23 protein-coding genes are annotated in these 22,869 nt (G+C 54.0%); 11 read left to right on the top strand and 12 right to left on the bottom strand.

Annotation, left to right across the window (positions count from 1 at the left end; genetic code table 11):
- Window positions 1–12: 12 nt before the first annotated feature.
- From AC6I8N_RS11800 to AC6I8N_RS11815, 4 genes are all read left to right on the top strand, one after another.
- Window positions 13–891: a MurR/RpiR family transcriptional regulator gene (locus AC6I8N_RS11800; RefSeq protein WP_200864652.1), complete on the top strand. Its 879-nt coding sequence runs from the start codon at window positions 13–15 to the stop codon at window positions 889–891.
- A gap of 106 nt (window positions 892–997) precedes the next feature.
- On the top strand, window positions 998–2,440 hold the full coding sequence (gene pyk, locus AC6I8N_RS11805; RefSeq protein WP_021182967.1) for a pyruvate kinase: 1,443 nt from the start codon (window positions 998–1,000) through the stop codon (window positions 2,438–2,440).
- 86 nt (window positions 2,441–2,526) lie between these two features.
- On the top strand, window positions 2,527–3,759 hold the full coding sequence (locus AC6I8N_RS11810) for an MFS transporter (RefSeq protein WP_497829108.1): 1,233 nt from the start codon (window positions 2,527–2,529) through the stop codon (window positions 3,757–3,759).
- A gap of 503 nt (window positions 3,760–4,262) precedes the next feature.
- On the top strand, window positions 4,263–5,201 hold the full coding sequence (locus AC6I8N_RS11815; protein WP_021182964.1) for an omptin family outer membrane protease: 939 nt from the start codon (window positions 4,263–4,265) through the stop codon (window positions 5,199–5,201).
- A 42-nt stretch (window positions 5,202–5,243) separates the two neighbouring features.
- Here the strand turns inward: AC6I8N_RS11815 and lpxM are convergent, their stop codons facing one another.
- The 3 genes from lpxM to znuA form a co-directional block, all read right to left on the bottom strand.
- The gene (lpxM, locus tag AC6I8N_RS11820; RefSeq protein ID WP_021182963.1) at window positions 5,244–6,218 is read right to left on the bottom strand and encodes a lauroyl-Kdo(2)-lipid IV(A) myristoyltransferase; all 975 of its coding nucleotides are present in this window, start codon (window positions 6,216–6,218) and stop codon (window positions 5,244–5,246) included.
- Window positions 6,219–6,344: 126 nt separating this feature from the next.
- Window positions 6,345–7,679: a murein DD-endopeptidase MepM gene (gene mepM, locus AC6I8N_RS11825; protein WP_497829109.1), complete on the bottom strand. Its 1,335-nt coding sequence runs from the start codon at window positions 7,677–7,679 to the stop codon at window positions 6,345–6,347.
- 14 nt (window positions 7,680–7,693) lie between these two features.
- Window positions 7,694–8,662, bottom strand: coding sequence for a zinc ABC transporter substrate-binding protein ZnuA (znuA, locus tag AC6I8N_RS11830; RefSeq protein WP_497829110.1), 969 nt, complete (start codon window positions 8,660–8,662; stop codon window positions 7,694–7,696).
- Window positions 8,663–8,739: 77 nt separating this feature from the next.
- Here znuA and znuC point away from each other — a divergent pair, with 77 nt between their 5' ends.
- Both znuC and znuB read left to right on the top strand, forming a co-directional pair.
- The gene (gene znuC, locus AC6I8N_RS11835) at window positions 8,740–9,495 is read left to right on the top strand and encodes a zinc ABC transporter ATP-binding protein ZnuC (RefSeq protein WP_497829111.1); all 756 of its coding nucleotides are present in this window, start codon (window positions 8,740–8,742) and stop codon (window positions 9,493–9,495) included.
- Window positions 9,492–10,277: a zinc ABC transporter permease subunit ZnuB gene (gene znuB, locus AC6I8N_RS11840; protein WP_497829112.1), complete on the top strand. Its 786-nt coding sequence runs from the start codon at window positions 9,492–9,494 to the stop codon at window positions 10,275–10,277. Before znuC ends, znuB begins: the two co-directional genes overlap by 4 nt.
- A gap of 7 nt (window positions 10,278–10,284) precedes the next feature.
- On the opposite strand, the gene ruvB is transcribed toward znuB, so the two are convergent.
- The 6 genes from ruvB to aspS form a co-directional block, all read right to left on the bottom strand.
- Entirely contained in the window at window positions 10,285–11,289 is a 1,005-nt protein-coding gene (gene ruvB / locus AC6I8N_RS11845) for a Holliday junction branch migration DNA helicase RuvB (protein ID WP_021182958.1), read from the bottom strand.
- Window positions 11,290–11,297: 8 nt separating this feature from the next.
- Entirely contained in the window at window positions 11,298–11,912 is a 615-nt protein-coding gene (gene ruvA, locus AC6I8N_RS11850; protein WP_497829113.1) for a Holliday junction branch migration protein RuvA, read from the bottom strand.
- Window positions 11,913–12,003: 91 nt separating this feature from the next.
- Window positions 12,004–12,531 carry a crossover junction endodeoxyribonuclease RuvC gene (gene ruvC, locus AC6I8N_RS11855; RefSeq protein WP_084875399.1) on the bottom strand — a complete coding sequence of 176 codons (528 nt, stop codon included), beginning with the start codon at window positions 12,529–12,531 and terminating at the stop codon, window positions 12,004–12,006.
- Window positions 12,532–12,568: 37 nt separating this feature from the next.
- Entirely contained in the window at window positions 12,569–13,312 is a 744-nt protein-coding gene (locus tag AC6I8N_RS11860) for a YebC/PmpR family DNA-binding transcriptional regulator (RefSeq protein ID WP_021182956.1), read from the bottom strand.
- A gap of 161 nt (window positions 13,313–13,473) precedes the next feature.
- Complete coding sequence (gene nudB, locus AC6I8N_RS11865; protein WP_021182954.1) at window positions 13,474–13,905, bottom strand: dihydroneopterin triphosphate diphosphatase; 432 nt, start codon at window positions 13,903–13,905, stop codon at window positions 13,474–13,476.
- Window positions 13,905–15,686 carry an aspartate--tRNA ligase gene (gene aspS, locus AC6I8N_RS11870; RefSeq protein ID WP_497829114.1) on the bottom strand — a complete coding sequence of 594 codons (1,782 nt, stop codon included), beginning with the start codon at window positions 15,684–15,686 and terminating at the stop codon, window positions 13,905–13,907. Before aspS ends, nudB begins: the two co-directional genes overlap by 1 nt.
- 221 nt (window positions 15,687–15,907) lie before the next feature.
- On the opposite strand from aspS, the gene AC6I8N_RS11875 reads away from it, so the two are divergent.
- The 3 genes from AC6I8N_RS11875 to cmoB all read left to right on the top strand — a co-directional run bounded on the left by AC6I8N_RS11875 (window position 15,908) and on the right by cmoB (window position 18,515).
- On the top strand, window positions 15,908–16,729 hold the full coding sequence (locus AC6I8N_RS11875; RefSeq protein WP_497829115.1) for a DUF72 domain-containing protein: 822 nt from the start codon (window positions 15,908–15,910) through the stop codon (window positions 16,727–16,729).
- Between the two features lie 92 nt (window positions 16,730–16,821).
- Complete coding sequence (gene cmoA / locus AC6I8N_RS11880) at window positions 16,822–17,550, top strand: carboxy-S-adenosyl-L-methionine synthase CmoA (RefSeq protein ID WP_013509473.1); 729 nt, start codon at window positions 16,822–16,824, stop codon at window positions 17,548–17,550.
- Window positions 17,547–18,515 (top strand): tRNA 5-methoxyuridine(34)/uridine 5-oxyacetic acid(34) synthase CmoB, encoded by a 969-nt coding sequence (gene cmoB / locus AC6I8N_RS11885; protein WP_497829116.1) that lies wholly within the window; start codon window positions 17,547–17,549, stop codon window positions 18,513–18,515. Before cmoA ends, cmoB begins: the two co-directional genes overlap by 4 nt.
- A gap of 3 nt (window positions 18,516–18,518) precedes the next feature.
- On the opposite strand, the gene AC6I8N_RS11890 is transcribed toward cmoB, so the two are convergent.
- Complete coding sequence (locus tag AC6I8N_RS11890) at window positions 18,519–19,139, bottom strand: LysE family translocator (RefSeq protein WP_497829117.1); 621 nt, start codon at window positions 19,137–19,139, stop codon at window positions 18,519–18,521.
- Window positions 19,140–19,314: 175 nt separating this feature from the next.
- Between AC6I8N_RS11890 and AC6I8N_RS11895 the strand changes: the two genes are divergently transcribed.
- On the top strand, window positions 19,315–20,412 hold the full coding sequence (locus tag AC6I8N_RS11895; RefSeq protein ID WP_497829118.1) for a glycerol dehydrogenase: 1,098 nt from the start codon (window positions 19,315–19,317) through the stop codon (window positions 20,410–20,412).
- Between the two features lie 38 nt (window positions 20,413–20,450).
- Here the strand turns inward: AC6I8N_RS11895 and AC6I8N_RS11900 are convergent, their stop codons facing one another.
- The gene (locus AC6I8N_RS11900; protein ID WP_021182948.1) at window positions 20,451–21,299 is read right to left on the bottom strand and encodes a hypothetical protein; all 849 of its coding nucleotides are present in this window, start codon (window positions 21,297–21,299) and stop codon (window positions 20,451–20,453) included.
- A gap of 524 nt (window positions 21,300–21,823) precedes the next feature.
- On the opposite strand from AC6I8N_RS11900, the gene AC6I8N_RS11905 reads away from it, so the two are divergent.
- Window positions 21,824–22,012 carry a hypothetical protein gene (locus AC6I8N_RS11905; protein ID WP_021182947.1) on the top strand — a complete coding sequence of 63 codons (189 nt, stop codon included), beginning with the start codon at window positions 21,824–21,826 and terminating at the stop codon, window positions 22,010–22,012.
- A 91-nt stretch (window positions 22,013–22,103) separates the two neighbouring features.
- Here the strand turns inward: AC6I8N_RS11905 and cutC are convergent, their stop codons facing one another.
- A complete protein-coding gene (gene cutC, locus AC6I8N_RS11910) occupies window positions 22,104–22,856 on the bottom strand; it encodes a copper homeostasis protein CutC (protein ID WP_021182946.1) in 753 nt (250 codons plus the stop codon).
- Between the last annotated feature and the right edge of the window lie 13 nt (window positions 22,857–22,869).

Here is a 22,869-nt window from a genome sequence, read left to right on the forward strand (position 1 = left end):
GGTCATCGGGTTATCAATATGCTGGAACAGATTAAGGCGCAATTACCGACGCTGAGCAAATCGGAACGAAAAGTCGCAGAGCAAATCCTTGCTGCACCTCAGGAGGCGATGCATTCCAGTATCGCTACGCTTGCGCGTGCCGCACAGGTTAGCGAGCCAACGGTGAATCGCTTTTGCCACCGTATGGGTACGCGGGGGTTTCCGGATTTTAAACTGCAACTGGCGCAAGGTTTAGCGAAAGGCCCGAACTGGGTCAGCCGGGGTGTGGAAGAAAATGACAGCGTCGAGCGCTACAGTCAGAAAATTTTTGATTCGGCGTTGGCCGGGTTAAGTCGCGTAAGCCAGCAACTGGATATGGCGGTGATTCATCAGGCGGTCAAGGCGCTGACACGGGCGAATAAGATTGCATTTTTTGGCCTGGGAGCCTCCGCCGTCGTGGCCCATGATGCCACCAATAAGTTTCTGCGTTTTAATCTGCCGGTCATCTGGTCAGAGGATATTGTGATCCAGCGCATGAGTTGCATAAATAGTGGACCAAATGACGTTTTTGTTCTCATATCACATACTGGTCGAACCAAAAATATGATAGAACTGGCTCGCCTGGCGCGTGTAAACGCTTCCACCGTTTTGGCTATCACCTCTCCCGGTTCACCGCTCGCAGCAGAAGCCACGCTAGCGCTGACGCTCGATGTCCCGGAAGATACTGATATCTATCTGCCGATGGTTTCCCGCCTGGCACAATTGACCCTGGTCGATGTCCTTGCAACGGGTTTTACCCTTGAGCGTGGCGCCTCTTTTCGCGAAAATCTGAAACGAGTGAAAGAGGCGCTGAGAGATTCGCGCCTGGAGAAGCATGTGCAGCAGGAAATCAATGCACAGCAAAATAATTAACATCGCATTCACATGTGAGTCGAATCACAGCCCATCGATCATATAGAATAGTGACCACAACGTGTCCAGATGACAGGGACACGATACTTAGTCAACGGAGTCCTTCATGTCCAGACGTCTCAGAAGAACCAAGATCGTAACAACCCTCGGCCCGGCAACCGATCGCGATAACAACCTCGAAAAAATCATTGCGGCAGGTGCGAACGTTGTTCGACTAAACTTCTCCCACGGAACCCCGGAAGATCACCAGCTACGCGCAAATAAAGTGCGTGAGATTGCGGCCAAACTGGGTCGCCATGTCGCCATTCTCGGCGATTTACAGGGTCCTAAAATTCGTGTTTCGACCTTCAAAGAAGGCAAAGTGTTCCTCAATGTCGGCGACCGTTTCCTGCTGGATGCCAGCCTGGGTAAAGGTGAAGGCGACAAAGAGAAAGTCGGCATCGACTATAAAGGTCTGCCGGCGGATGTGGTGCCAGGTGACATTCTGCTGCTGGACGATGGTCGCGTGCAGTTGAAGGTGCTGGAAGTTCAGGGCATGAAAGTGTTCACCGAAGTGACCGTCGGCGGCCCGCTTTCCAACAATAAAGGCATCAACAAACTGGGTGGTGGCCTGTCAGCCGAAGCGCTGACCGAGAAAGATAAGGCCGATATCCTCACCGCAGCAAAAATCGGCGTAGATTATCTGGCCGTCTCTTTCCCGCGTTGCGGCGAAGATATGAACTATGCGCGCCGTCTGGCGCGTGATGCCGGTTGCGATGCCAAACTGGTCGCAAAAGTGGAACGTGCTGAAGCGGTTGCCACGCAGGAAGCGATGGATGACATTATCCTCGCCTCTGACGTTGTGATGGTGGCGCGCGGTGATCTTGGCGTGGAAATTGGCGATCCGGAACTGGTCGGTATCCAGAAGGCACTGATTCGTCGTGCGCGTCAGCTGAACCGTACCATCATTACCGCGACACAGATGATGGAATCGATGATTACCAACCCGATGCCAACCCGTGCAGAAGTTATGGACGTGGCCAACGCCGTGTTGGATGGCACCGACGCGGTGATGCTGTCAGCAGAAACGGCTGCCGGTCAGTACCCGGCGGAAACTGTGTCTGCGATGGCAAAAGTGTGTCTGGGTGCAGAGAAAATCCCAAGTGTCAATGTGTCCAAGCACCGTCTTGAAGTGCAGTTCGACAACATTGAAGAAGCCATCGCCATGTCGGCCATGTACGCCGCAAACCATTTGCAAGGCGTTACCGCGATTATCACCATGACCGAATCTGGCCGTACCGCGCTGATGACCTCCCGTATCACCTCCGGGCTGCCGATCTTCGCGATGTCACGTCATGAACGCACTCTGAATTTGACTGCGCTTTACCGTGGTGTAACGCCGGTTTACTTTGACAGCAACAATGATGGTGTTGCCGCTGCGCACGATGCCATTAACCTGCTGCGTGACAAAGGTTTCCTCGTTTCAGGCGACCTGGTGATTGTCACCCAGGGTGATGTCATGGCGACCACAGGCACCACCAATACCAGCCGTGTACTGCGCGTAGATTAATTACGCCCTCTGACAGCGGCTGTAACATTATGGACAACGCGACTGCTTCGGCAGTCGCGTTTTATTTTCTCTGACAAGGAGGCCAGATGGCCCGCTATCAACCGATAACTCAACTCACCGGGCGCGTGCTGCTGTTTCCGCTGGCGTTGGTGTTGTTCGAGTTTGCCACCTATATCGCCCACGACATGATTCAACCCGGTATGTTGTTGGTGACGCAAGAGTTTCAGGTCGGCCCGGAATGGGTATCGACCTCACTGACGGCTTACCTGATGGGCGGCGTGGTGTTGCAATGGCTGCTTGGCCCGCTCTCCGACAAATATGGTCGACGGCCCGTATTGCTGTTCGGCATCCTGTTCTTTGCCGCCGCCTGTATGCTGACCACGCTGGTGCAGAACATCGAACAATTCGTGGCACTGCGTTTTATTCAGGGGATCAGCCTGTGCTTTATCGGCGCGGTCAGCTATGCGGCGGTACAGGAGGCTTTCGCCGAAGCGCTTGCCGTGCGCATGATGGCGTTAATGGCCAATGTCGCTCTGCTCGCCCCGTTAGCAGGACCGCTGGCGGGGGCAGCCTGGCTCAGCGTTGGCGACTGGCGCAGCATGTTCTGGTTATTCGCCGCCTGTAGCATCGTGGCGTTTGTGGTGTTGTGGCGCATCATGCCGGAGACGGCCGGTGATCGCAGCCATTCCATTGCCCTGCCGACTCTGGCGCGTGGCTATGGTCGTCTGGCGCGTGACCGCCAGGTGATGTATGGCTCTTTCGCCATCGGTCTGGTTTTTATCCCCATCCTGACCTGGGTAGCCTTATCCCCGGTGATCCTGATGCATGATGAAGGGTTATCTCGCCTGCATTATGCCTTGCTGCAATTACCGGTATTCCTCGCGATGATTGCCGGAAACCTGACGCTAGGTAAGCTGGCCGGTCGGGTGCCGATTGAGCAACCGGTAAAATTTGCCGCATGGCCAATTTTGCTTGGCCTGAGCATTGCGCTGCTGGCGAACCTGCTCAATAGCCACAGCTACCTGCTGCTGACGGCAGGATTGAGTTTGTACGCTTTTGGCGCCGGGATGGTTAACGCCGGTTTGTACCGTCTGACGCTGTATGCCAGCAACGAAGGGAAAGGCAGTATCGCCGCGATGCTCGGGATGATCAGCATTCTTACCCTGGCGATAGGTATCGAGCTGGCAAAAAGTGGTTATTTCAGCGGGGGTACACCGTGGTTCAGTGCGATTAACTTTATCAGCGGAGTGATGTGGTTTGGCCTGGTCACGCTGTTCCTGCGTGAACGTAAACGCCGTAGCCAGCTGGTTGAGGTGTGATTAATCAGGCGTTGAGTATCTGGCAAACATTATTCAACGCCTGAAATTGATCATATTTTCAGCGAAAAATTTCGCTTAAGATAATTGATGAAAAGATTTCATGATAGTGCAGTGAACTTTATTTTTGTGCATTTTATCGCCAACCTTATCATTAACTCAAATAGCCCGTGAACGTGCATAAAAATAAAATTTACTGCACAATGGCCTATTCCAATTAATTCGCATCGGAAAATAACGCGCCAGGCCCGGTAAAAAAGGCCCTTCCTGCTTCGGGCACGAAAAACCCTCTAACCCTCTGCTTATAAACATAATTATTTAATTACGCTCGTTTACTCATCAGGCGATCGATTATTATCGTCCCAAAAATTAATTTTATTAGTTAATTTTGCTGAAGTCTCACCTGACATTTTCTTATCTAAATATTTACACTTGCCTGACACTTTGCTGCGCATTAGGCTGTGCCCGCTGTTTAAGGATTAACGTAATTCAACACGGGATATAAAATGAAAAAAACTACTGTTGCGGTAATGATGATGGCCGCACTTTCAGGGAGCGCTTACGCTGAATCTGCGCAATTTATGCCAAACTTTTCAGCGGATAGCGTAAGTGTTGCAACCTCTATCGGGATGCTGGGCGGGAAATCGAAAGAACTGGTTTATGACACCAGCAACGCACGTAAAATTAGCCAGCTCGACTGGAAAATTAAAAACGTGGCGATCCTGAAAGGTGATTTCTCCTGGGATGCCTTCTCCTTTCTGACCCTGAATGCGCGCGGCTGGACCTCACTGGCTTCCGGCTCTGGCCATATGGATGACTACGACTGGCAGAACGCTAACCAGTCAAGCTGGACCGATCACTCATCACACCCCAGCACAGACGTGAACTACGCCAACGAATACGACCTGAATGTTAAAGGTTGGTTCTTGCAGGGTGATGATTACAAAGTGGGTGCTGTCGCAGGTTATCAGGAAACGCGTTTCAGCTGGACCGCGACCGGTGGTTCCTACAATTACGATAACGGCGCATTCCAGGGCAACTTCCCGAACGGTCAGGCAGGCATTGGCTACAGCCAGCGCTTCTCTATGCCGTACATTGGGTTAGTGGGCCAGTACCGTATCAACGATTTTGAATTCAACGCACAGTTCAAATTCAGTGATTGGGTTCGCGCACACGATAATGACGAACACTATCTGCGTGATTTGACCTTCCGTGAGAAAACATCGAATTCACGTTACTACGGCGCGTCAGTAGATGCGGGTTACTACGTCACTGCGAATGCGAAAGTGTTTGCTGAATTCACTTACAGCAAATATGAAGAAGGGAAAGGCGGTACTCAGGTGATCTACACCCCTACCGGCGAATCAGCCTCTTATGGCGGTGATGCTGCGGGTATCTCCAACAAGAACTATACCGTTACTGTTGGTCTGCAATATCGCTTCTGATGCAATGAACCTGTCGGGAGCACATCCCGACAGGTTTTTCCGTTATTTGCGTGGGTAAAGATCTTTACGCACGTAGGGTTCAATATCCCCCTCTTTGCGCGTCTTCAGTAATTTCAGAATCCAGGTGTACTGCTCGGGATGAGGACGGACAAAAATCTCCACCTCCTCATTCATACGCCGCGCCAGGGTTTTATCATCGGCATCCAGCAGATCATCCATCGGCGGACGAACATAGACCTCAAGACGATGCGTTTCGCTGTTATACACCGGAAACAACGGCACCACACGGGCACGACACACCTTCATCAGACGCCCAACGGCAGGTAATGTCGCTTTATAGGTGGCAAAGAAATCGACAAACTCGCTGTGCTCGGCACCGTGATCCTGGTCCGGCAGATAATAGCCCCAATAGCCCTGGCGCACCGAGCTGATAAAGGGTTTGATACCGTCGTTACGCGCATGCATGCGGCCACCGAAACGGCGACGCACGGTGTTCCACACATAATCCATCAGTGGATCGCTTTGATTATGGAACATCGCCGCCATCATCTGACCTTCAGACGCCAGCAGCATGGCAGGAATATCAACACCCCAGCCGTGTGGCACAAGGAAAATAACGTTTTCGTTATTGGCCTGTAACTGATCGATAATTTCACGACCATACCAGTCAACACGCTGACGCACGCGCGCCGGGTCGCGAATGCCTAATTCGGCCATCATGACCATCGCCTGCGGCGCAGTGGCAAACATCTGGTCGACAATAGTTTCGCGTTCCGCTTCGCTTAATTCAGGCAGACAGTAATAAAGATTGATCAATGCACGACGACGCGCGCTTTTCGCCAGCTTTCCGGCCAGTTTGCCCAGACCACCCAGCACCGGATCGCGAACTTTAGCAGGCAACATCGCCATGCCAGCAAGCGCCCCAATCGCCAGCCAATTGCCCCAGTATTTCGGCTTTAAAAAAGAACGTTGAAAAACGGGTATAAACTCAATGTTATTTTTTTTACGGGTTTCCATGCACTCGCCTCTGACAATGACCGGTCAATAATAGTGACGATGACTAATTTTGCAATCTTCGTGCGTCAGATAGCAAAAAACCGACGAAGAATCCGTCGGTTTTTACTCACTACTCGCGATAAAGCGTTATTTCAACGCCAGCTGTGGCAGGTATGATTTCACATCCGCCAGATAGCTGGTGCGTTCTTTACCGGTCAAACCTTCCATACGTGGCAGCTTCGCTGTCAGCGGATTCACCGCCTGATTATTGATCCAAATTTCATAGTGCAGGTGTGGGCCGGTTGAACGCCCGGTATTACCGGAGAGGGCGATACGATCGCCGCGTTTCACTTTCTGGCCCGGTTTCACCAACACTTTGCTCAGATGCATGTAGCGCGTCATATACTGACGACCATGTCGAATCGCCACGTAATTACCAGCGGCACCGCCATTCTTTGCCACCACCACTTCACCGTCGCCCACCGCCAGGACCGGCGTGCCAATCGGCAATGCAAAGTCGACGCCACGGTGCGGCGCAATGCGACCGGTGACCGGATTCAGACGACGCGGGTTAAAGTTGGATGAGACGCGGAACTGTTTCACCGTTGGGAAACGCATAAAACCACGCGCCAGACCAGAACCATTGCGATCATAGAATTTGCCGTCTTCGGCGCGGAACGCATAGTAATCCTTGCCACCAGTTCGCAGACGAACACCGACCAATTGGCTTTGTGCGCTTTTACCGTTCAGCATTTCACGAGACATCAGCACGCTGAACTGATCGCCAGCACGCAGCTTGCGGAAATCCATCTGCCACTGCAACGCCTTGATCACATTGCTGGTTTCCGCACTGGTTAATCCGGCACTGCGGGCGCTGGCGGCAAAACTGCCACGCACTTCACCTTTCAGCACGCTGTTCTGCCATTCACCCTTTTGCAGCTCCTGCTGCATTTTATAGCTGCCATTCGGCTGGCGCTCATAACTACGGGTTTCCCGGCGATCCATTTCCCAGCTGAAGGTCTGCAACTGACCGTCGGCATTCAGTGTCCAGCTCAGCTGCTGTCCCACGCGCAGACCGCGCAGATCTTTGTCGCTGCTGACCAGGGCATTGATGTCGCTCAGATCGATACCGTATTGATTCAACGCGCTACTCAGGGTATCCCCGGAAGATACGGTGTAATCATGGACGTTCGGATTTTCCGGTACGTCTTTATCGATATCATCCGCAGGAATATCTTCTTCCGGTTCCGGCTCAGGCGCGGTCTGATCGATTGGCTCACTGGCTTCCGGCAACAGATGCGGGGATTCGAACTTGTCCAGTGTGATGCTTTTAACAACCGGCGTATCGTCACTGGGATGATAGACATAGGGCCGCCATACTGCGACGGCCAGAGTGATAACAGTTAATGACCCCAGCATAACGCGGTGGGGGCGCGGCAAATTATTAAATGCGAGGGCGACAGAGCGGGCTATCTGCTGCACTTTTACCTATTCCTCTATGCTCCATTCAGGCAGCTTGCATACTGGCTCGACAACTGTGAGAGGAATTTCACGTAGCTGTCTTTGGTTAAGCTGATCCCCATGCCCAACGGATCCAGGGTGCCTTTACGCACATTGGTTCCCCGTGACACTGCATCGATGACTGCTGGCCTGAATTGTGGTTCAGCGAAAACGCATGTGGCTTTCTGCTCAACCAACTGTGTTCGTATCTGATTTAAACGCTGTGCGCCCGGTTGGATCTCAGGATTGACGGTAAAATGCCCTAATGGTGATAAACCGTACTGTTTCTCAAAGTAGCTATAAGCGTCGTGAAAAACGAAGTAACCCTTATTCCGCACCGGCGCGAGCTGCGCGCCAATGTGTTTGTCGGTATCCGCTAATTCTGCCTCGAACTGATGCAGGTTTGCGTCTAGTTTGGCCTTGCTTTGCGGCATAAGTTCCAATAATTTCCCATGGATTGCAACCGCTGATTGCCTTGCTATCTCTGGGGACATCCACAAATGCATATTAAACTCACCGTGATGGTGATGTTCATCAGACACGTCTTGTTGATCAGACTTTACTGATTCCTTACTCAACTCTGCATCATGTTCGTGCTCGTCATCATCGATACCACGAATCAAAAGTGGTTTAACCCCTGCAATATCAGCAATTTCGAGGTTTTTATTTGCCGGAAGTTCCGCGGCCGATTTAGTCAGGAACGCCTCCATTTCAGGGCCAACCCAAACCACTAAGTCCGCGTTTTTTATACGTTTTACATCTGAAGGGCGTAGTGCATAATCATGCTCAGACGCACCATCCGGCAAAAGGACTTCAACCGGCGTGACGCCATCGGCGATCGCAGCGGCAATGAATCCAATGGGTTTAATCGAAGCAACAACCGCAGCCGACGCTGGCAGAGCAAAAGAAGCAGCGATTGCTGCCGCAGGAAGGGTAAAAGCAAGGTGCTTTTTAATGTGTAACATAATGCGTCATTCCATCGTGACCAAGTGATTTAATGTGATATTATAACATCCGAAATTCTGTGCAACCTGTAAATATCATGCCTTCACTTGTTACGCTTGAAAACATCTCTGTGAAATTCGCTCAGCGTCCGGTACTTGCTGGTATCAGCCTCAAACTGGAGCCGGGAAGAATTTTAACGTTACTTGGCCCTAACGGTGCCGGGAAATCGACCCTGGTGCGCGTCGTGCTGGGTCTGCTGACGCCCGATAGCGGCGAAGTGAACCGCGACGCCAATTTACGTATTGGTTATGTGCCGCAAAAGCTGCATATCGACCCTACCCTGCCGATTAGCGTCGAACGCTTTATGCGTTTATCGCGTGGCAGTCGCGCCGATGCCATCCTGCCAGCGTTGAAGCGCGTGCAGGCGGGCCATCTGTTGCACGCACCGTTGCAGAAATTATCCGGTGGTGAAACCCAACGAGTCCTGTTGGCCCGCGCGCTGCTCAGTGACCCGCAATTGCTGGTACTGGATGAACCGACACAAGGGGTGGATGTGAATGGTCAGGTCGCGCTGTATGACCTGATTGACCAACTGCGCCGCGAGCTTAACTGCGGTGTGCTAATGGTGTCGCACGATCTGCATCTGGTTATGGCAAAAACCGACGAAGTGCTGTGCCTGAATCATCATATCTGCTGTTCCGGCACCCCGGAGGCGGTATCGCAACACCCGGAATTCATCGCCATGTTTGGTCCGCGCGGTGCACAGCAACTGGCTATCTATCGCCACCATCATAATCATCGTCACGATTTACAGGGACGCATCGTTCTGCGCAAAGGAAACGGCCCGTCATGATTGAACTGTTATTACCGGGCTGGCTGGGTGGTGTCTTTCTGGCACTGGCCGCCGGTCCCCTCGGCGCTTTTGTCGTCTGGCGCCGTATGTCCTATTTTGGTGACACCCTGGCGCACGCGTCACTGCTTGGTGTGGCATTTGGCCTGCTGTTTAACGTTAACCCCTATTATGCGGTGATCGTGGTCACAGTCTGCCTCGCATTGGGGCTGGTGTGGCTGGAGCGGCGTCCTCATCTGGCAATTGATACCCTGCTGGGCATTATGGCGCACAGCGCGTTATCGTTGGGCCTGGTGGTGGTCAGTCTGATGTCCGGGGTACGCGTGGATTTAATGGCGTATCTGTTCGGTGACCTGCTGGCAGTCACACCGCAGGATTTGTGGATGATGGGCGGGGGTGTGGCGATTGTGCTGGCGGTGATGGCATGGCAGTGGCGTTCTTTGCTGTCAATGACTATCAGCCCGGAGCTGGCGCAGGTCGACGGTGTCAATATTCAACGCACACGTCTGATGTTGATGCTGGTCACCGCGCTGACCATTGGCGTGGCGATGAAATTTGTCGGTGCGCTGATTATTACCTCATTGCTGATCATCCCGGCGGCCACCGCACGCCGCTTTTCCCGTTCGCCTGAGCAGATGGCGGGGTTTGCGGTAATCATCGGTATTCTCGCGGTGACCGGCGGCTTAAGCTTTTCAGCGTTGTACGACACGCCAGCCGGTCCTTCGGTGGTGCTCTGCGCAGCCGTGCTGTTTATCATCAGCATGGCAAAAAAACCGGCGGCCTGACGCCGGTTTACTCTTCGCGCGAAATGCCGAAGTGACGATACGCATGCTGCGTTGCCATACGGCCACGCGGCGTGCGTTGAATGAACCCTTGTTGGATCAGGAAGGGTTCAATCACATCCTCAATGGTTTCACGCTCTTCACCGATGGCAGCAGCCAGGTTATCCAGCCCCACCGGCCCGCCCATAAACTTATCGATAATCGCCAGCAACAGCTTGCGATCCATATAGTCAAAACCCTGGCTGTCGACATTCAGCATATCCAGCGCGCTGGCGGAAACGTCTCCACTCATGTTGCCATTGGCGCGTACTTCGGCAAAGTCACGCACACGGCGCAGCAGACGGTTCGCAATACGTGGTGTACCGCGTGAACGACGGGCGATTTCCAGCGCGCCTTCCTCACTTAATGTCAGGCCAAGACAGGCTGCGCTCCGACCCACAATATGTTGCAGGTCAGCCACGTTGTAGAACTCAAGTCGCTGAACAATGCCAAAGCGGTCGCGCAGCGGCGATGTCAATGAACCCGCACGCGTTGTGGCACCAATCAGGGTAAAAGGAGGGAGATCCAGTTTGATCGAGCGCGCCGCCGGGCCTTCGCCAATCATAATATCCAGCTGGTAATCTTCCATCGCCGGATAAAGGACCTCTTCCACCACCGGTGACAGCCGATGGATCTCATCGATGAACAGCACATCATGCGGTTCAAGGTTGGTCAGCATCGCCGCCAGATCCCCTGCTTTCTCCAGCACCGGCCCCGAAGTGGTGCGCAGATTGACACCCATTTCATTGGCGACAATGTTTGCCAGCGTGGTTTTGCCGAGGCCCGGGGGACCAAAAATTAACAGATGATCAAGCGCATCACCGCGCAACTGCGCAGCCTTGATGAAGATCTCCATCTGTTCACGCACCTGTGGCTGACCGACATATTCTGCCAGCAGCTTAGGACGGATGGCGCGGTCAAGACTCTCTTCTTCGTTGACACTGCCGGCCGAGACCAGGCGATCGGCTTCAATCATGCATTACCTCAAATGGCTGCGCGCAGGGCTTCACGGATCAGGGTTTCACAATCCGCACCGGGTCGGCCAATTTTGCTGACCATACGGCTGGCTTCCTGCGGTTTATACCCCAGCGCTACCAGCGCCGCAACCGCTTCTGCTTCGGCGTCGTTGTTCTCTGGTGCCGCAGATGGCGTGGTCAGGGTAAAGGCGTTATCACCACCAAACAGGTCGCCATGCATCCCTTTGAAGCGGTCTTTCATCTCGACCACCAGACGCTCTGCGGTTTTTTTCCCGACGCCAGGGAGTTTCACCAGCACCGCAATCTCTTCTTTTTCCACGGCGGTAACAAACTGCTGAGCCGACATGCCGGAGAGGATCGCCAGTGCCAGTTTTGGCCCCACGCCGTTGACCTTGATTAGCTCGCGGAATAGCGCTCGCTCCTGCTTGCTGTTAAAGCCGAACAGCAGTTGCGCATCTTCACGCACCACGAACTGGGTGAAGATGATGGCTTCCTGATTGAGTTCAGGCAGCTCATAGAAGCAGGTCATTGGCATATGCACTTCGTAACCGACACCGTGCGCCTCAATCAACACCAGCGGCGGCTGTTTTTCCAAAATATTGCCTCGTAGACGACCAATCACCTGAACGCTTCCTTATTTGTATGAACCCGTATGGCGGCTATTTATAACATAAAAAAGGCTGGATGAATATCCAGCCTGATGGGGGTGTTCGTTAGCCCGATCGCAGCCTGCCGCGCGTCAGCACCAGTTTGCTGTCACTCATCCGTGCGGCATTCTGGCTGACGTGGCAGTGAGTGATGGCAATCGCCAACGCATCGGCCGCATCGGCCTGGGGATTCGCCGGTAACTTCAGCAAGGTTCGCACCATGTGCTGCACCTGGCTTTTCTCCGCGCTACCGATGCCGGTAACCGTCTGCTTCACCTGGCGCGCCGCGTATTCAAACACCGGCAAATCGAGATTCACTGCGGCAACGATCGCCGCACCACGAGCCTGTCCCAGCTTGAGCGCAGAATCCGCGTTTTTCGCCATAAACACCTGTTCGATGGCAAAAAAGTCCGGGGAAAATTGGGTGATGATTTCGCTGACGCCAGCGTAAATCAGTTTGAGACGGGAAGGCAGGTCGGTCACGTTGGTGCGGATACAGCCGCTGCCCAGGTAACTGAGCTGGCGGCCGGTCTGACGAATAACACCGTAACCGGTGACGCGCGAGCCGGGATCGATCCCGAGAATTATTGCCATAGCGCGCCTCCGGCAGGTTGCGGTTGAGAAAACGCCATTACAGCGTTTCCGCCACCTCATCAGAAATTTCACCGTTATGGTAAACTTCCTGCACGTCGTCACAATCTTCCAACATATCAATCAGACGCAGCAGTTTTGGTGCGGTTTCCGCATCCAGATCGGCTTTAGTCGATGGGATCATGGTGACTTCAGCTTCATCGGCTTTCAGGCCAGCGGCTTCCAGCGCATCGCGCACTGCGCCCAACTGTTCCCAGGCGGTGAAGACATCAATCGCACCATCATCGTAGCTCACGACATCTTCCGCACCGGCTTCCAGCGCAGCTTCCATCAGGGTATCTTCATCCTGGCCCGGAGCAAACGAGATCACGCCTTTTTTGCTGAACAGGTAGGAAACGGAGCCGTCTGTGCCGAGGTTGCCACCCGTTTTGGTGAAGGCATGACGCACTTCGCCCACGGTACGGTTACGGTTGTCACTCAGACACTCAACCATGACCGCTGAACCACCCGGCCCGTAGCCTTCATAAATGATGGTTTCCATGTTGGAATCATCTTCACCACCCACGCCACGCGCGATTGCACGGTTCATGGTGTCACGGGTCATGTTGTTGGACAGGGCTTTGTCCATTGCAGCACGCAGGCGCGGGTTAGAACCGGCATCGCCACCACCCAGTTTCGCGGCAGTGACCAGCTCACGAATGATTTTGGTGAAGATTTTACCGCGCTTTGCATCCTGAGCAGCCTTACGGTGCTTGGTGTTTGCCCATTTACTATGTCCGGCCATTTCTCATCTCTCGTCTATTGCACGGGCTATCTTGCTGGCGGTGTACAACCTCGCTGCGCCGATAACGCCCGTCTGTTTAAGTCTGCAATGCAGTTAAACCGCATCGAATAAATAAAAATCTTAAAGAATTTGCCGCCGGAAAAACGCGCGGCGGCTGGCATTCAGATAAATTCTTCAATTGCCTGGCGGTTACTCCAGGACTTGGTCAGGGCTGCTGCATCCGCGGGAGCCAGCCAGCGCGCGGCAAGGTGTTCGCTGAGGATCACCTCGCGCTCGGCGGGCAGTGCCAACCTGAACCAGTGCTCGCGGTTGTGGGTGGTACCCGGGGCGTAGCGGTGGCGATAATGCGGGAAGATCTCAAATTCGATCTGTTTGTGGCAATCCACCAGCGCCAGCTGTTCATTCACCACATCAATCGCCAGTTCCTCCTGCACTTCACGCTGAGCGGCCTGAAGCGGGGTTTCCCCGGCTTCGAGGCTGCCGGTGACCGATTGCCAGAAGCTGTCGTCATCACGGCGTTGCAGCATCAACACCCGGCCCGAGTCCTGAGCAAAAATCACCACCAGAACCGAAACCGGATGCTTATAACCCATTATTTATTCTCGAGCTTGTCTTTCTTCGGTGCCAGCTGAATCCCCAGATCCGCCAGCGCGGCCGGGTTGGCTTCGCTTGGCGCTTCGGTCATCAGACAGGCCGCCGCAGTTGTTTTCGGGAAGGCGATAACATCACGAATGTTGTCAGTGCCGGTCAGCAGCATGGTGACGCGGTCCAGACCGAAGGCCAGACCCGCATGCGGTGGCGTACCATATTTCAATGCATCCAGCAGGAAGCCGAACTTCTCGCGCTGTTCTTCTTCAGCAATGCCGAGAATGCTGAACACCGCCTGCTGCATGTTGCCATTGTGGATACGTACCGAACCGCCGCCCACTTCATAACCGTTGATCACCATATCGTAAGCGTTGGCGATTGCCTGCTCCGGGTTAGCCGCCAGCTCTGATGCCGTCATCTCTTTCGGCGAGGTGAACGGATGGTGCATCGCAGCCAGACCGCCTTCGTCATCCGCTTCGAACATCGGGAAGTCGATCACCCACAGCGGTGCCCAGGCTTTGTCATTGGTGATTTGCAGGTCGCGACCCACTTTCAGACGCAGCGCACCCAGCGCATCTGACACCACTTTGGCGCGGTCAGCACCAAAGAAGATCACATCGCCATCCTGCGCACCGGTACGCTCCAGGATCGCGGCCACAATCTCAGGACTCAGGAACTTCGCAACCGGGCTTTGAACCCCTTCGAAGCCTTTCGCCAGCTCGTTGACCTTCATCCACGCCAGGCCTTTCGCGCCGTAGATCTCAACGAACTTACCGTATTCATCAATCTGTTTACGGCTCAGGGTAGCACCACCCGGAACACGCAACGCTGCCACACGGCCTTTCACGTCGTTCGCCGGGCCAGAGAACACCTGGAACTCAACGTTTTTCAGCAGATCAGCAACATCTACCAGTTCCATCGGGTTGCGCAGGTCTGGCTTATCGGAACCGTAACGACGCATCGCTTCCGCGAAGGTCATCTGCGGGAAGCTACCGAGATCAACACCTTTGATATCCAACCACAGTTCACGGATCAGACGCTCCATCACTTCACGCACCTGCTCGGCGGTCATGAAGGAGGTTTCAACGTCGATCTGGGTGAATTCAGGCTGGCGGTCAGCGCGCAGGTCTTCGTCGCGGAAGCATTTGACGATCTGATAGTAACGATCAAAACCGGACATCATCAGCAGCTGCTTGAACAGCTGCGGAGACTGCGGCAGTGCATAGAATTTACCTTTATGCACGCGGCTCGGTACCAGGTAATCACGCGCGCCTTCCGGTGTGGCTTTGGTCAGCATCGGGGTTTCGATATCGAGAAAACCTTCGCTATCCATAAAGCGACGCACGAAGCTGGTGATTTTCGCGCGAGTTTTCAGACGCTGCGCCATTTCCGGACGACGCAGGTCAAGGTAACGGTATTTTAAGCGTGCTTCTTCGCTGTTGACCTGGTTGGAGTCCAACGGCAGCGGCTCAGCACGGTTAATGATGTTCAGGTCGTGGGCAAAGATCTCAATCTCGCCGGTTGCCATGTCGATGTTTTTATTCTTCTCATCACGCGCACGCACGGTGCCGGTAATCTGAATACAGAATTCGTTACGCAGCTCAGACGCCAGCTGGAAAGCCTCCTGGCGATCGGGATCGAAGAACACCTGCACGATGCCTTCACGATCGCGCATATCGATAAAAATCAGGCTACCCAGATCGCGACGGCGGTTTACCCAGCCGCAAAGAGTGACTTGCTGACCCACATGAGACAGATTGAGCTGTCCGCAATATTCTGTACGCATAACGTATCCTTTTAACTTCGCCGCTGCTGCTGACAACATCAGGCCGCGTAACCTTCTGAGATGCTGCCGCAAAAAAGGCGGCTATTATAATGGAAAAAGCCAGACAGGATAAGTAGAGCCGCGCCAAAGCCAACAAAACATCTGCTTTTGTCACAGCTTGTTATCCCACGGTTGCGAAAACCGGTTAACCTGTGGCGGATTTTACCGCCTGGAGATCATTTTTGACGCTACGTATTGGTTTGCCGCAGTGGCAGCATCCACACTGGAAACAATTTGGCCTGGAGACGCTGGCGGATTACGCGCAGTTATTCGATTGTGTCGAAGGCAACACCACCCTCTACGCCCTGCCGAAACCGGAAGTCGTCCAGCGCTGGTACGATATGACCCACGATGATTTCCGCTTCTGCTTTAAATTTCCCGCCAGCATTAGCCACCAGGCTGCACTGCGTCAGTGCGATGACTTGCTGGCTGAGTTTTTCCGCCTGCTGGACCCGTTAGCCAACCGCATCGGCCAATATTGGCTACAACTGCCCTCCACCTTTGCTCCGGCACAGCTGCATGACCTGTGGCAATTTCTGGATAGCCTGCCACACCGCTTCAGCTATGGCGTGGAAGTGCGCCACGCGGCGTTCTTCGCTAAAGGGGAAGCCGAGCGCGCCCTGAATCGCGGCCTGCAACAGCGTGGGATAAATCGAGTGATCCTCGATAGCCGCCCGGTGCATGCTTCACAATCGCAAACTGCCGCCGCCATTGAAGCACGCAGAAAGAAGCCGCGCGTACCACCGCATGCAGTGCGCACCGGACAGCAACCGATGGTCCGTTTTATCGGGAGCGATAGCGTGACCGAAAGCCTGCCGCTGTTTCAACCGTGGCAGAGTAAGCTGGCGGAATGGCAGGTGGAGAGCGATCCACTGCTGTTTATCCATACCCCGGATATGGGCGAGGTTTTCCCGCTGATTCAGGCATTGTGGCCACAGTTGCAGCAACTGGAACCGTGTCTGCCTGCCCTGCCCGTCTGGCCGCAGCAATCGAGCCTGTTCTGATCGCGCAGGCTACACTCATGGGAAACGGGTGCAGCCTGCGGCAGTTTCTGCCAGAATAGCGCCCTTTCCGTTTTCTCTCCGGATATTTCATTATGTCTGACCGCGATACGCTATTTTCCGCGCCCATTAATAAATTAGGTGACTGGACCTTTGACGAGCGCGTGGCTGAAGTCTTTCCTGATATGGTTCAGCGCTCGATCCCTGGTTATTCCAACATCATTTCGATGATTGGCATGCTGGCAGAACGCTTTGTCCAGCCCAACAGCCAAGTCTACGATCTCGGCTGCTCGCTGGGTGCGGCGACGCTTTCGGTGCGCCGCAATATCCATGTGCCGGGTTGCCAGATCATTGCAGTCGATAATTCACCGGCGATGGTGGAACGCTGCCGTCGTCATATCGACGCTTTCCGTGCCGATACGCCGGTTCAGGTGTTAGAAGCGGATATCCGCGATATTCCGATCGAAAACGCTTCCCTGGTGGTGTTGAACTTTACGTTGCAATTCCTCGAACCCGATGCACGCGTGCTGCTGCTGGAGAAAATCGCTCAGGGGCTGAACCCGGGCGGCGCGCTGGTGCTGTCTGAGAAATTCAGCTTTGAAGATGCTGAAGTCGGCGAGTTGCTGTTTAACATGCATCACGACTTTAAGCGGGCCAATGGCTACAGCGAATTGGAGATCAGCCAAAAGCGCAGCATGCTGGAAAACGTCATGTTGACCGACAGCGTAGAAACCCATAAGGCCCGTCTGAAACAGGCCGGTTTTGGTCACGCAGAGTTGTGGTTCCAGTGCTTTAACTTTGGCTCACTGGTGGCGTTGAAATGATTGATTTTGGCAGGTTCTATCAACAAATCGCGACCGGCCCGCTCGCCAGTTGGCTGGAAGTGTTACCGGCACAGGTTGCGGCCTGGCAGCGCGAAAATTTGCACGGCCACTTTCGCAACTGGGAAAAGTCGGTTGAACACCTTCCGGCGCTGGTGCCGCAGAAACTTGATTTACTCCACAGCGTCAGTGCCCAGCAGGATGATTTAACCGAGCGTCAGCGCGCCGGGATTGAGAAACTGCTGCGTAATTTGATGCCGTGGCGCAAAGGGCCGTTTTCCCTGTACGGCACCGAGATCGACACCGAATGGCGTTCGGACTGGAAGTGGCAGCGCGTGTTGCCGCATATCTCGCCGCTGGCGGGCCGTACCGTGCTGGATGTCGGCTGCGGTAGCGGTTATCACATGTGGCGCATGGTCGGTGCGGGCGCGCAGTTGGTGGTGGGCATCGACCCGATGCAGTTGTTCCTCTGTCAGTTCGAAGCGGTGCGTAAACTGTTGGGCGACGATCGCCGCGCGCATCTGCTGCCGCTTGGCATTGAGCAGCTCCCGGCACTACAGGCGTTCGATACCGTGTTTTCGATGGGCGTGTTGTATCACCGCCGTTCACCGCTGGACCATCTGCTGCAACTGAAAAATCAGTTAGTCAGTGAGGGGGAGTTGGTGCTGGAAACGCTGGTGATTGAAGGTGATGAGAACGCGGTACTGGTGCCCGGTGAACGTTATGCGCAGATGCGTAACGTTTACTTTATTCCGTCTGCCGCTGCACTGAAAAGCTGGCTGGAGAAGTGTGGCTTTGTGGATGTGCGCATTGCTGATTACGCTATCACCTCGGTGGAGGAGCAGCGTCGCACCGACTGGATGACCAGTGAGTCACTGGCCGAATTCCTGGATCCGCACGACAGCAGTAAAACGGTAGAAGGTTACCCGGCTCCGCTGCGCGCGGTGCTGATAGCCCGCAAACCGTAAGCCTTAACGCCGCGACAGCGCCAGCTTCGCGGCGAACCCGATAAACACGCAACCGGTCAGTCGGTCCATCACTTTAATCACCGCCGGACGGCGCAGATGCGCAGCAAAGTAGTGACTACCGCCAATCAGCACAGCATTCCACACCAGGCCAATCGCCATATGGGTCAACGCCATCAAGGTACACCACAACGGCACGGAAGCGCCGGCTGGAATAAACTGCGGCAGAAAAGTGACATAAAACACCCCCACTTTCGGGTTCAGCATATTACCGAGTAAACCGCGTACGAAGCAGGCGAAAAAGCCTTGCTCTTTGGTGGCGCTGGGCTGCCCCTCCAGCGCCTGGGTGCGCGGATTCAGCAGCAACTTCACTCCGAGCCACAGCAGATATAACGCCCCGATCCATTTCAGCAGGTTATACGCCATCTCGGACGCCAGCAGTAACGCACCCAACCCCAGCCCCACCATCACGCCCCAGGCGAGACAACCTAATGTCACGCCAAACGCGGTGGCGGAAGCGCGTTGCCAGCCCTGAGCTGCTGCGGTACGCAGCACCAGTGCCGTATCGAAACCCGGTGTTAAGGTGAGGATGGTGATGGTAAACAGAAATGAAATCAGTAACGTCATGGCCGACTCCCGGTGAATTGTCCTACATCTTAACGCTGTGTCTGCGTGAACACGATAGTTACCTTCCGTGATTAATTGAGAATGATTCTCAACTTGCCACCAAAGGTTAAATTGCCGTCAGGCTTCTGTGTCAGTGTGGTGCCAGTCTCTTTTCTAACCCAAAGGAGTTATGGCTATGAGTAAATTTATTTTCTCTTCACCACGGAAGTATGTTCAAGGCGCTGGCGTGCTGGATGAACTGGGGTCATACATCGCCGAGCTGGGTCATCACGCGTTTCTGGTGGCCGATGATATTGTCTGGCAGCTGATTGGCGAGCGTACCCAGCTGACCTTAAAAGCTGCCAGCGTCGAGTTCAGCCGCCAGGCGTTTAAGGGTGAGGCGTCCAGCAATGAGATCAACCGTCTGACGCAACTGGCACAGTCTCAGGGCAGCAACGTGATTGTCGGGCTGGGCGGCGGTAAGACGCTGGATACGGTAAAAGCGGTAGCCGATGAACTGAAGCTGCCGGTCGCCATCGTCCCGACGGTCGCGTCAACCGATGCGCCTTGTAGCGCGCTTTCAGTGATCTACTCCGACAGCGGCGTGTTTGAAAGCTATCGTTTCTACAGCAAAAACCCGGATCTGGTACTGGTGGATACCGCCGTCTGTGCCGCTGCACCGGCGCGCCTGTTCGCCTCGGGTATTGCAGATGGTCTTGCCACCTGGGTTGAAGCCCAGGCGGTGCTCCGTTCACATGCCAAATCAATGGTCAATGGCGATCCCACTATCGCCGGTCTGGCGATCGCCCGCGCCTGTGAAGAAACGCTGCTGACCTGGGGTTTCAGCGCCTGGACCGCCGTGTCGGAGAAACACGTGACGCCGGCGGTGGAAGCGGTGGTGGAAGCCAATACCCTGCTCTCTGGCCTGGGTTTTGAAAATGCCGGACTGGCGGGCGCGCACGCCATTCATAATGGCTTTACCGCCATCGATGGCGATATCCATCATCTGACGCACGGCGAGAAAGTGGCTTATGGCACGCTGACGCAGATGGTGCTGGAGCAGCGCCCGGATGAGGAAATTGCCCGCTATATCCGTTTCTATCGCTCGATCAACATGCCTACCACCCTGAAAGAGGTGCATCTGGAGAGTGAAAGCTGGGAGAATCTGGTGCGGATCGGCGCGCTGGCAAACAGTGACGGTGATACGCTCAAAAACCTCAATCCGCATCTCTCACCGGAAGATATTGCTAACGCCATTCTGGCGGTCGATGCGTTCAGCAAAACGGTGAAATAAGCCTGCCTGCGGCGCGGTTTAACGCGCCGCTAACGAGATTACTGTTCTTCCGTTGGCTTATCCCAATACTGATATTTATATGCCGAACTCAGGTGGCGCTCGATAGTCCCTTTTTCAAACACTTCCGTTTCATGCAAATAACTTAGTGTGCAGTTGCCGACCTCGTCCCATAGCTGACATTCATCGACAGAACGGATGGTGCTGACGGGGGTGCTGGCCGTGCCGTTCAGACGTAACTCACGCCATTGGTTATCGTAGGTGTAGGTATCTTTGCTGCGTGCGCTGGTGGCGCTGGTCACCAGCCCTTGTGGATTCCAGTTGTAGACACTCTCGCCGTTGGTCAGCTCATCGCTGCCGCGCGCGATACTGCGCTCCAGCCGAAAGTGTTTGTCATAGCGATAGGTGGTATCGGTGAAGCCATCTTTGCCCATGCTGGTAAATTTATCCGACGAGCTGATGATGTTTCCGCGCTGTCCCATCTGCCAGTTGATGGTACCCTGCCGGTTATCTACCACCACTTCTTTACCTTCTTTCAGCACCTTGACCAGATAAGCATATTCAGCGACCCAGCCGCCCTGCACCCGTGCGATATGTTGCTCCATGCTGAGGACGACATTGCTTTCACTTTTATCGTAAGTGATATCTGCCACCATCAAATCACCGCAGGGATCAAACTGCCCCAGAATCCGTTTTTGTGAATCCACATCTTTGCCAAACTCACCGGCAATAACCTGACGTACCGCGCCTTTGGCATTGCCACCCAGCATGATCCAGTTGTTACTATTGGTGATATTTTTGCTCAGCGGTGGGCATTGCGTGCTGACGGCCAGCGCAGCGCCACTGAGCGGAAAAAGCAGCAGTAAAACGGCACAAGAGATGGATTTCATGATGGTTATCCGTGAATAGCCTTAACGTCAATGTAAGCATCTTTTTCCATGATGCGCTATGGCCTGGTTAAAAGTTGCTATTGCCGTGGAAGGGAAAGACCGCCGCCAGTGCGTATTGATTAACTGTTTGAAATTGAATGATGTGCGGTGCCGGGTGCCTCCCGGTGAGCCGGATAAGCCCCAATCCCGGCCCGCATGACACGTCAGAAACCTTGGCTTTGCCCCTCCGCACAGGGGGATTCACCGCATAACGGCCAAATTACGCAGCGCAAAAGTTTATTTATACTTTGATTTAATTACTTAACCCCAGTCTCACCACGGAAATATCACTTTCGTGATCGATGTTGCATTTAATCCAGCATCCCAATGCAGAACCCTTCTGAATAAAGTCAAGCCTGATTAAGCGTCTATAGTTTGGTTACTCACAAGATTACTCTCAAGGACGATCTTCTAAACTCCCCAAGGCAATCTTAATAAAACGAGTAGTACCCTACCTTACCTGACTCGATACTAAGGGGTTGAGCATGATTCAATCAGCAAGTGATATCCAGAAGCGCAGCGACGAAAAACGGGGTGTCAAACCTAAAACCTATAAACTGCCGTTGCAAACCATTGATCGTATCGAGTTGCTGGCAAGTGATACCGGGGTGTCTCAGGCGGCTATCATTGCCACGGCCATTGATATTTATGAGCAGTCGTTAAAGCGCGTTTGATAAAAAGAACCCCAGCAAGAAGACTGGGGTTTGGTACTTGCAAACATCACGTCAGGCTATCGGCGTGCTGTGCGGCAAAAATGGTACGATGTCAGGCGACCCGGATGCTGTTCATTTGCATCATGCTTTTCATGGCTTCAACCACATCACCATCAACGCAGTAGCGGCTGAATTCATCGTTTTCCGCTTCTGAACACATCGATACACCCGCTTTACGGTAGCGCATCGGAGAAGCAACTAAGCGGCTGGCCGAGCTGTGAACCTCCTGCAAACCACTATCGAGAAACTTTTGCAGGTTGCTTAAACGGACGCCAGCCCCTGCCATAATAATTGGACCGCTACTCTGTTCATTAAGTTCCCGTAATAATGGAATTCCGGTTTCCGCACTTTGCTGCTGGCCCGAAGTCAGTATCCGCGCGATACCCAGATCAGTTAACACTTCAAGCGCGCGTTTCGGGCTGTGGCACAAATCAAAGGCGCGATGGAAGGTCACCGCCATCCCATCACACAGCGCCATAATCTGCCGCATACGGGCGATATCCACATGGGCATCTTCGTCCAGCATACCAATCACCAGCCCAGGGAAACCCAGCTCGCGTATCAGCGCCACATCCGACTTCATGGTTTCAAACTCACGGTCGGTGTAGCAAAAATCGCCGCCGCGTGGCCGAACAATCGGATGTACCGGAATGGTAATTTCTCGTCGTACGGCTTCCAGCACCCCTGCGGAGGGGGTTAACCCGCCTTCGCGTGGCGCGCTGCACAGTTCCAGACGGTCAGCACCGGACAGCTGCGCAGTCATTGCACAGTCGATGCCGTAGCAGCATATTTCCAGTTTCGTCATACTTTTCTCCTTT

Source organism: Pantoea sp. X-Soil-TKNS-1279, from assembly GCF_059730565.1.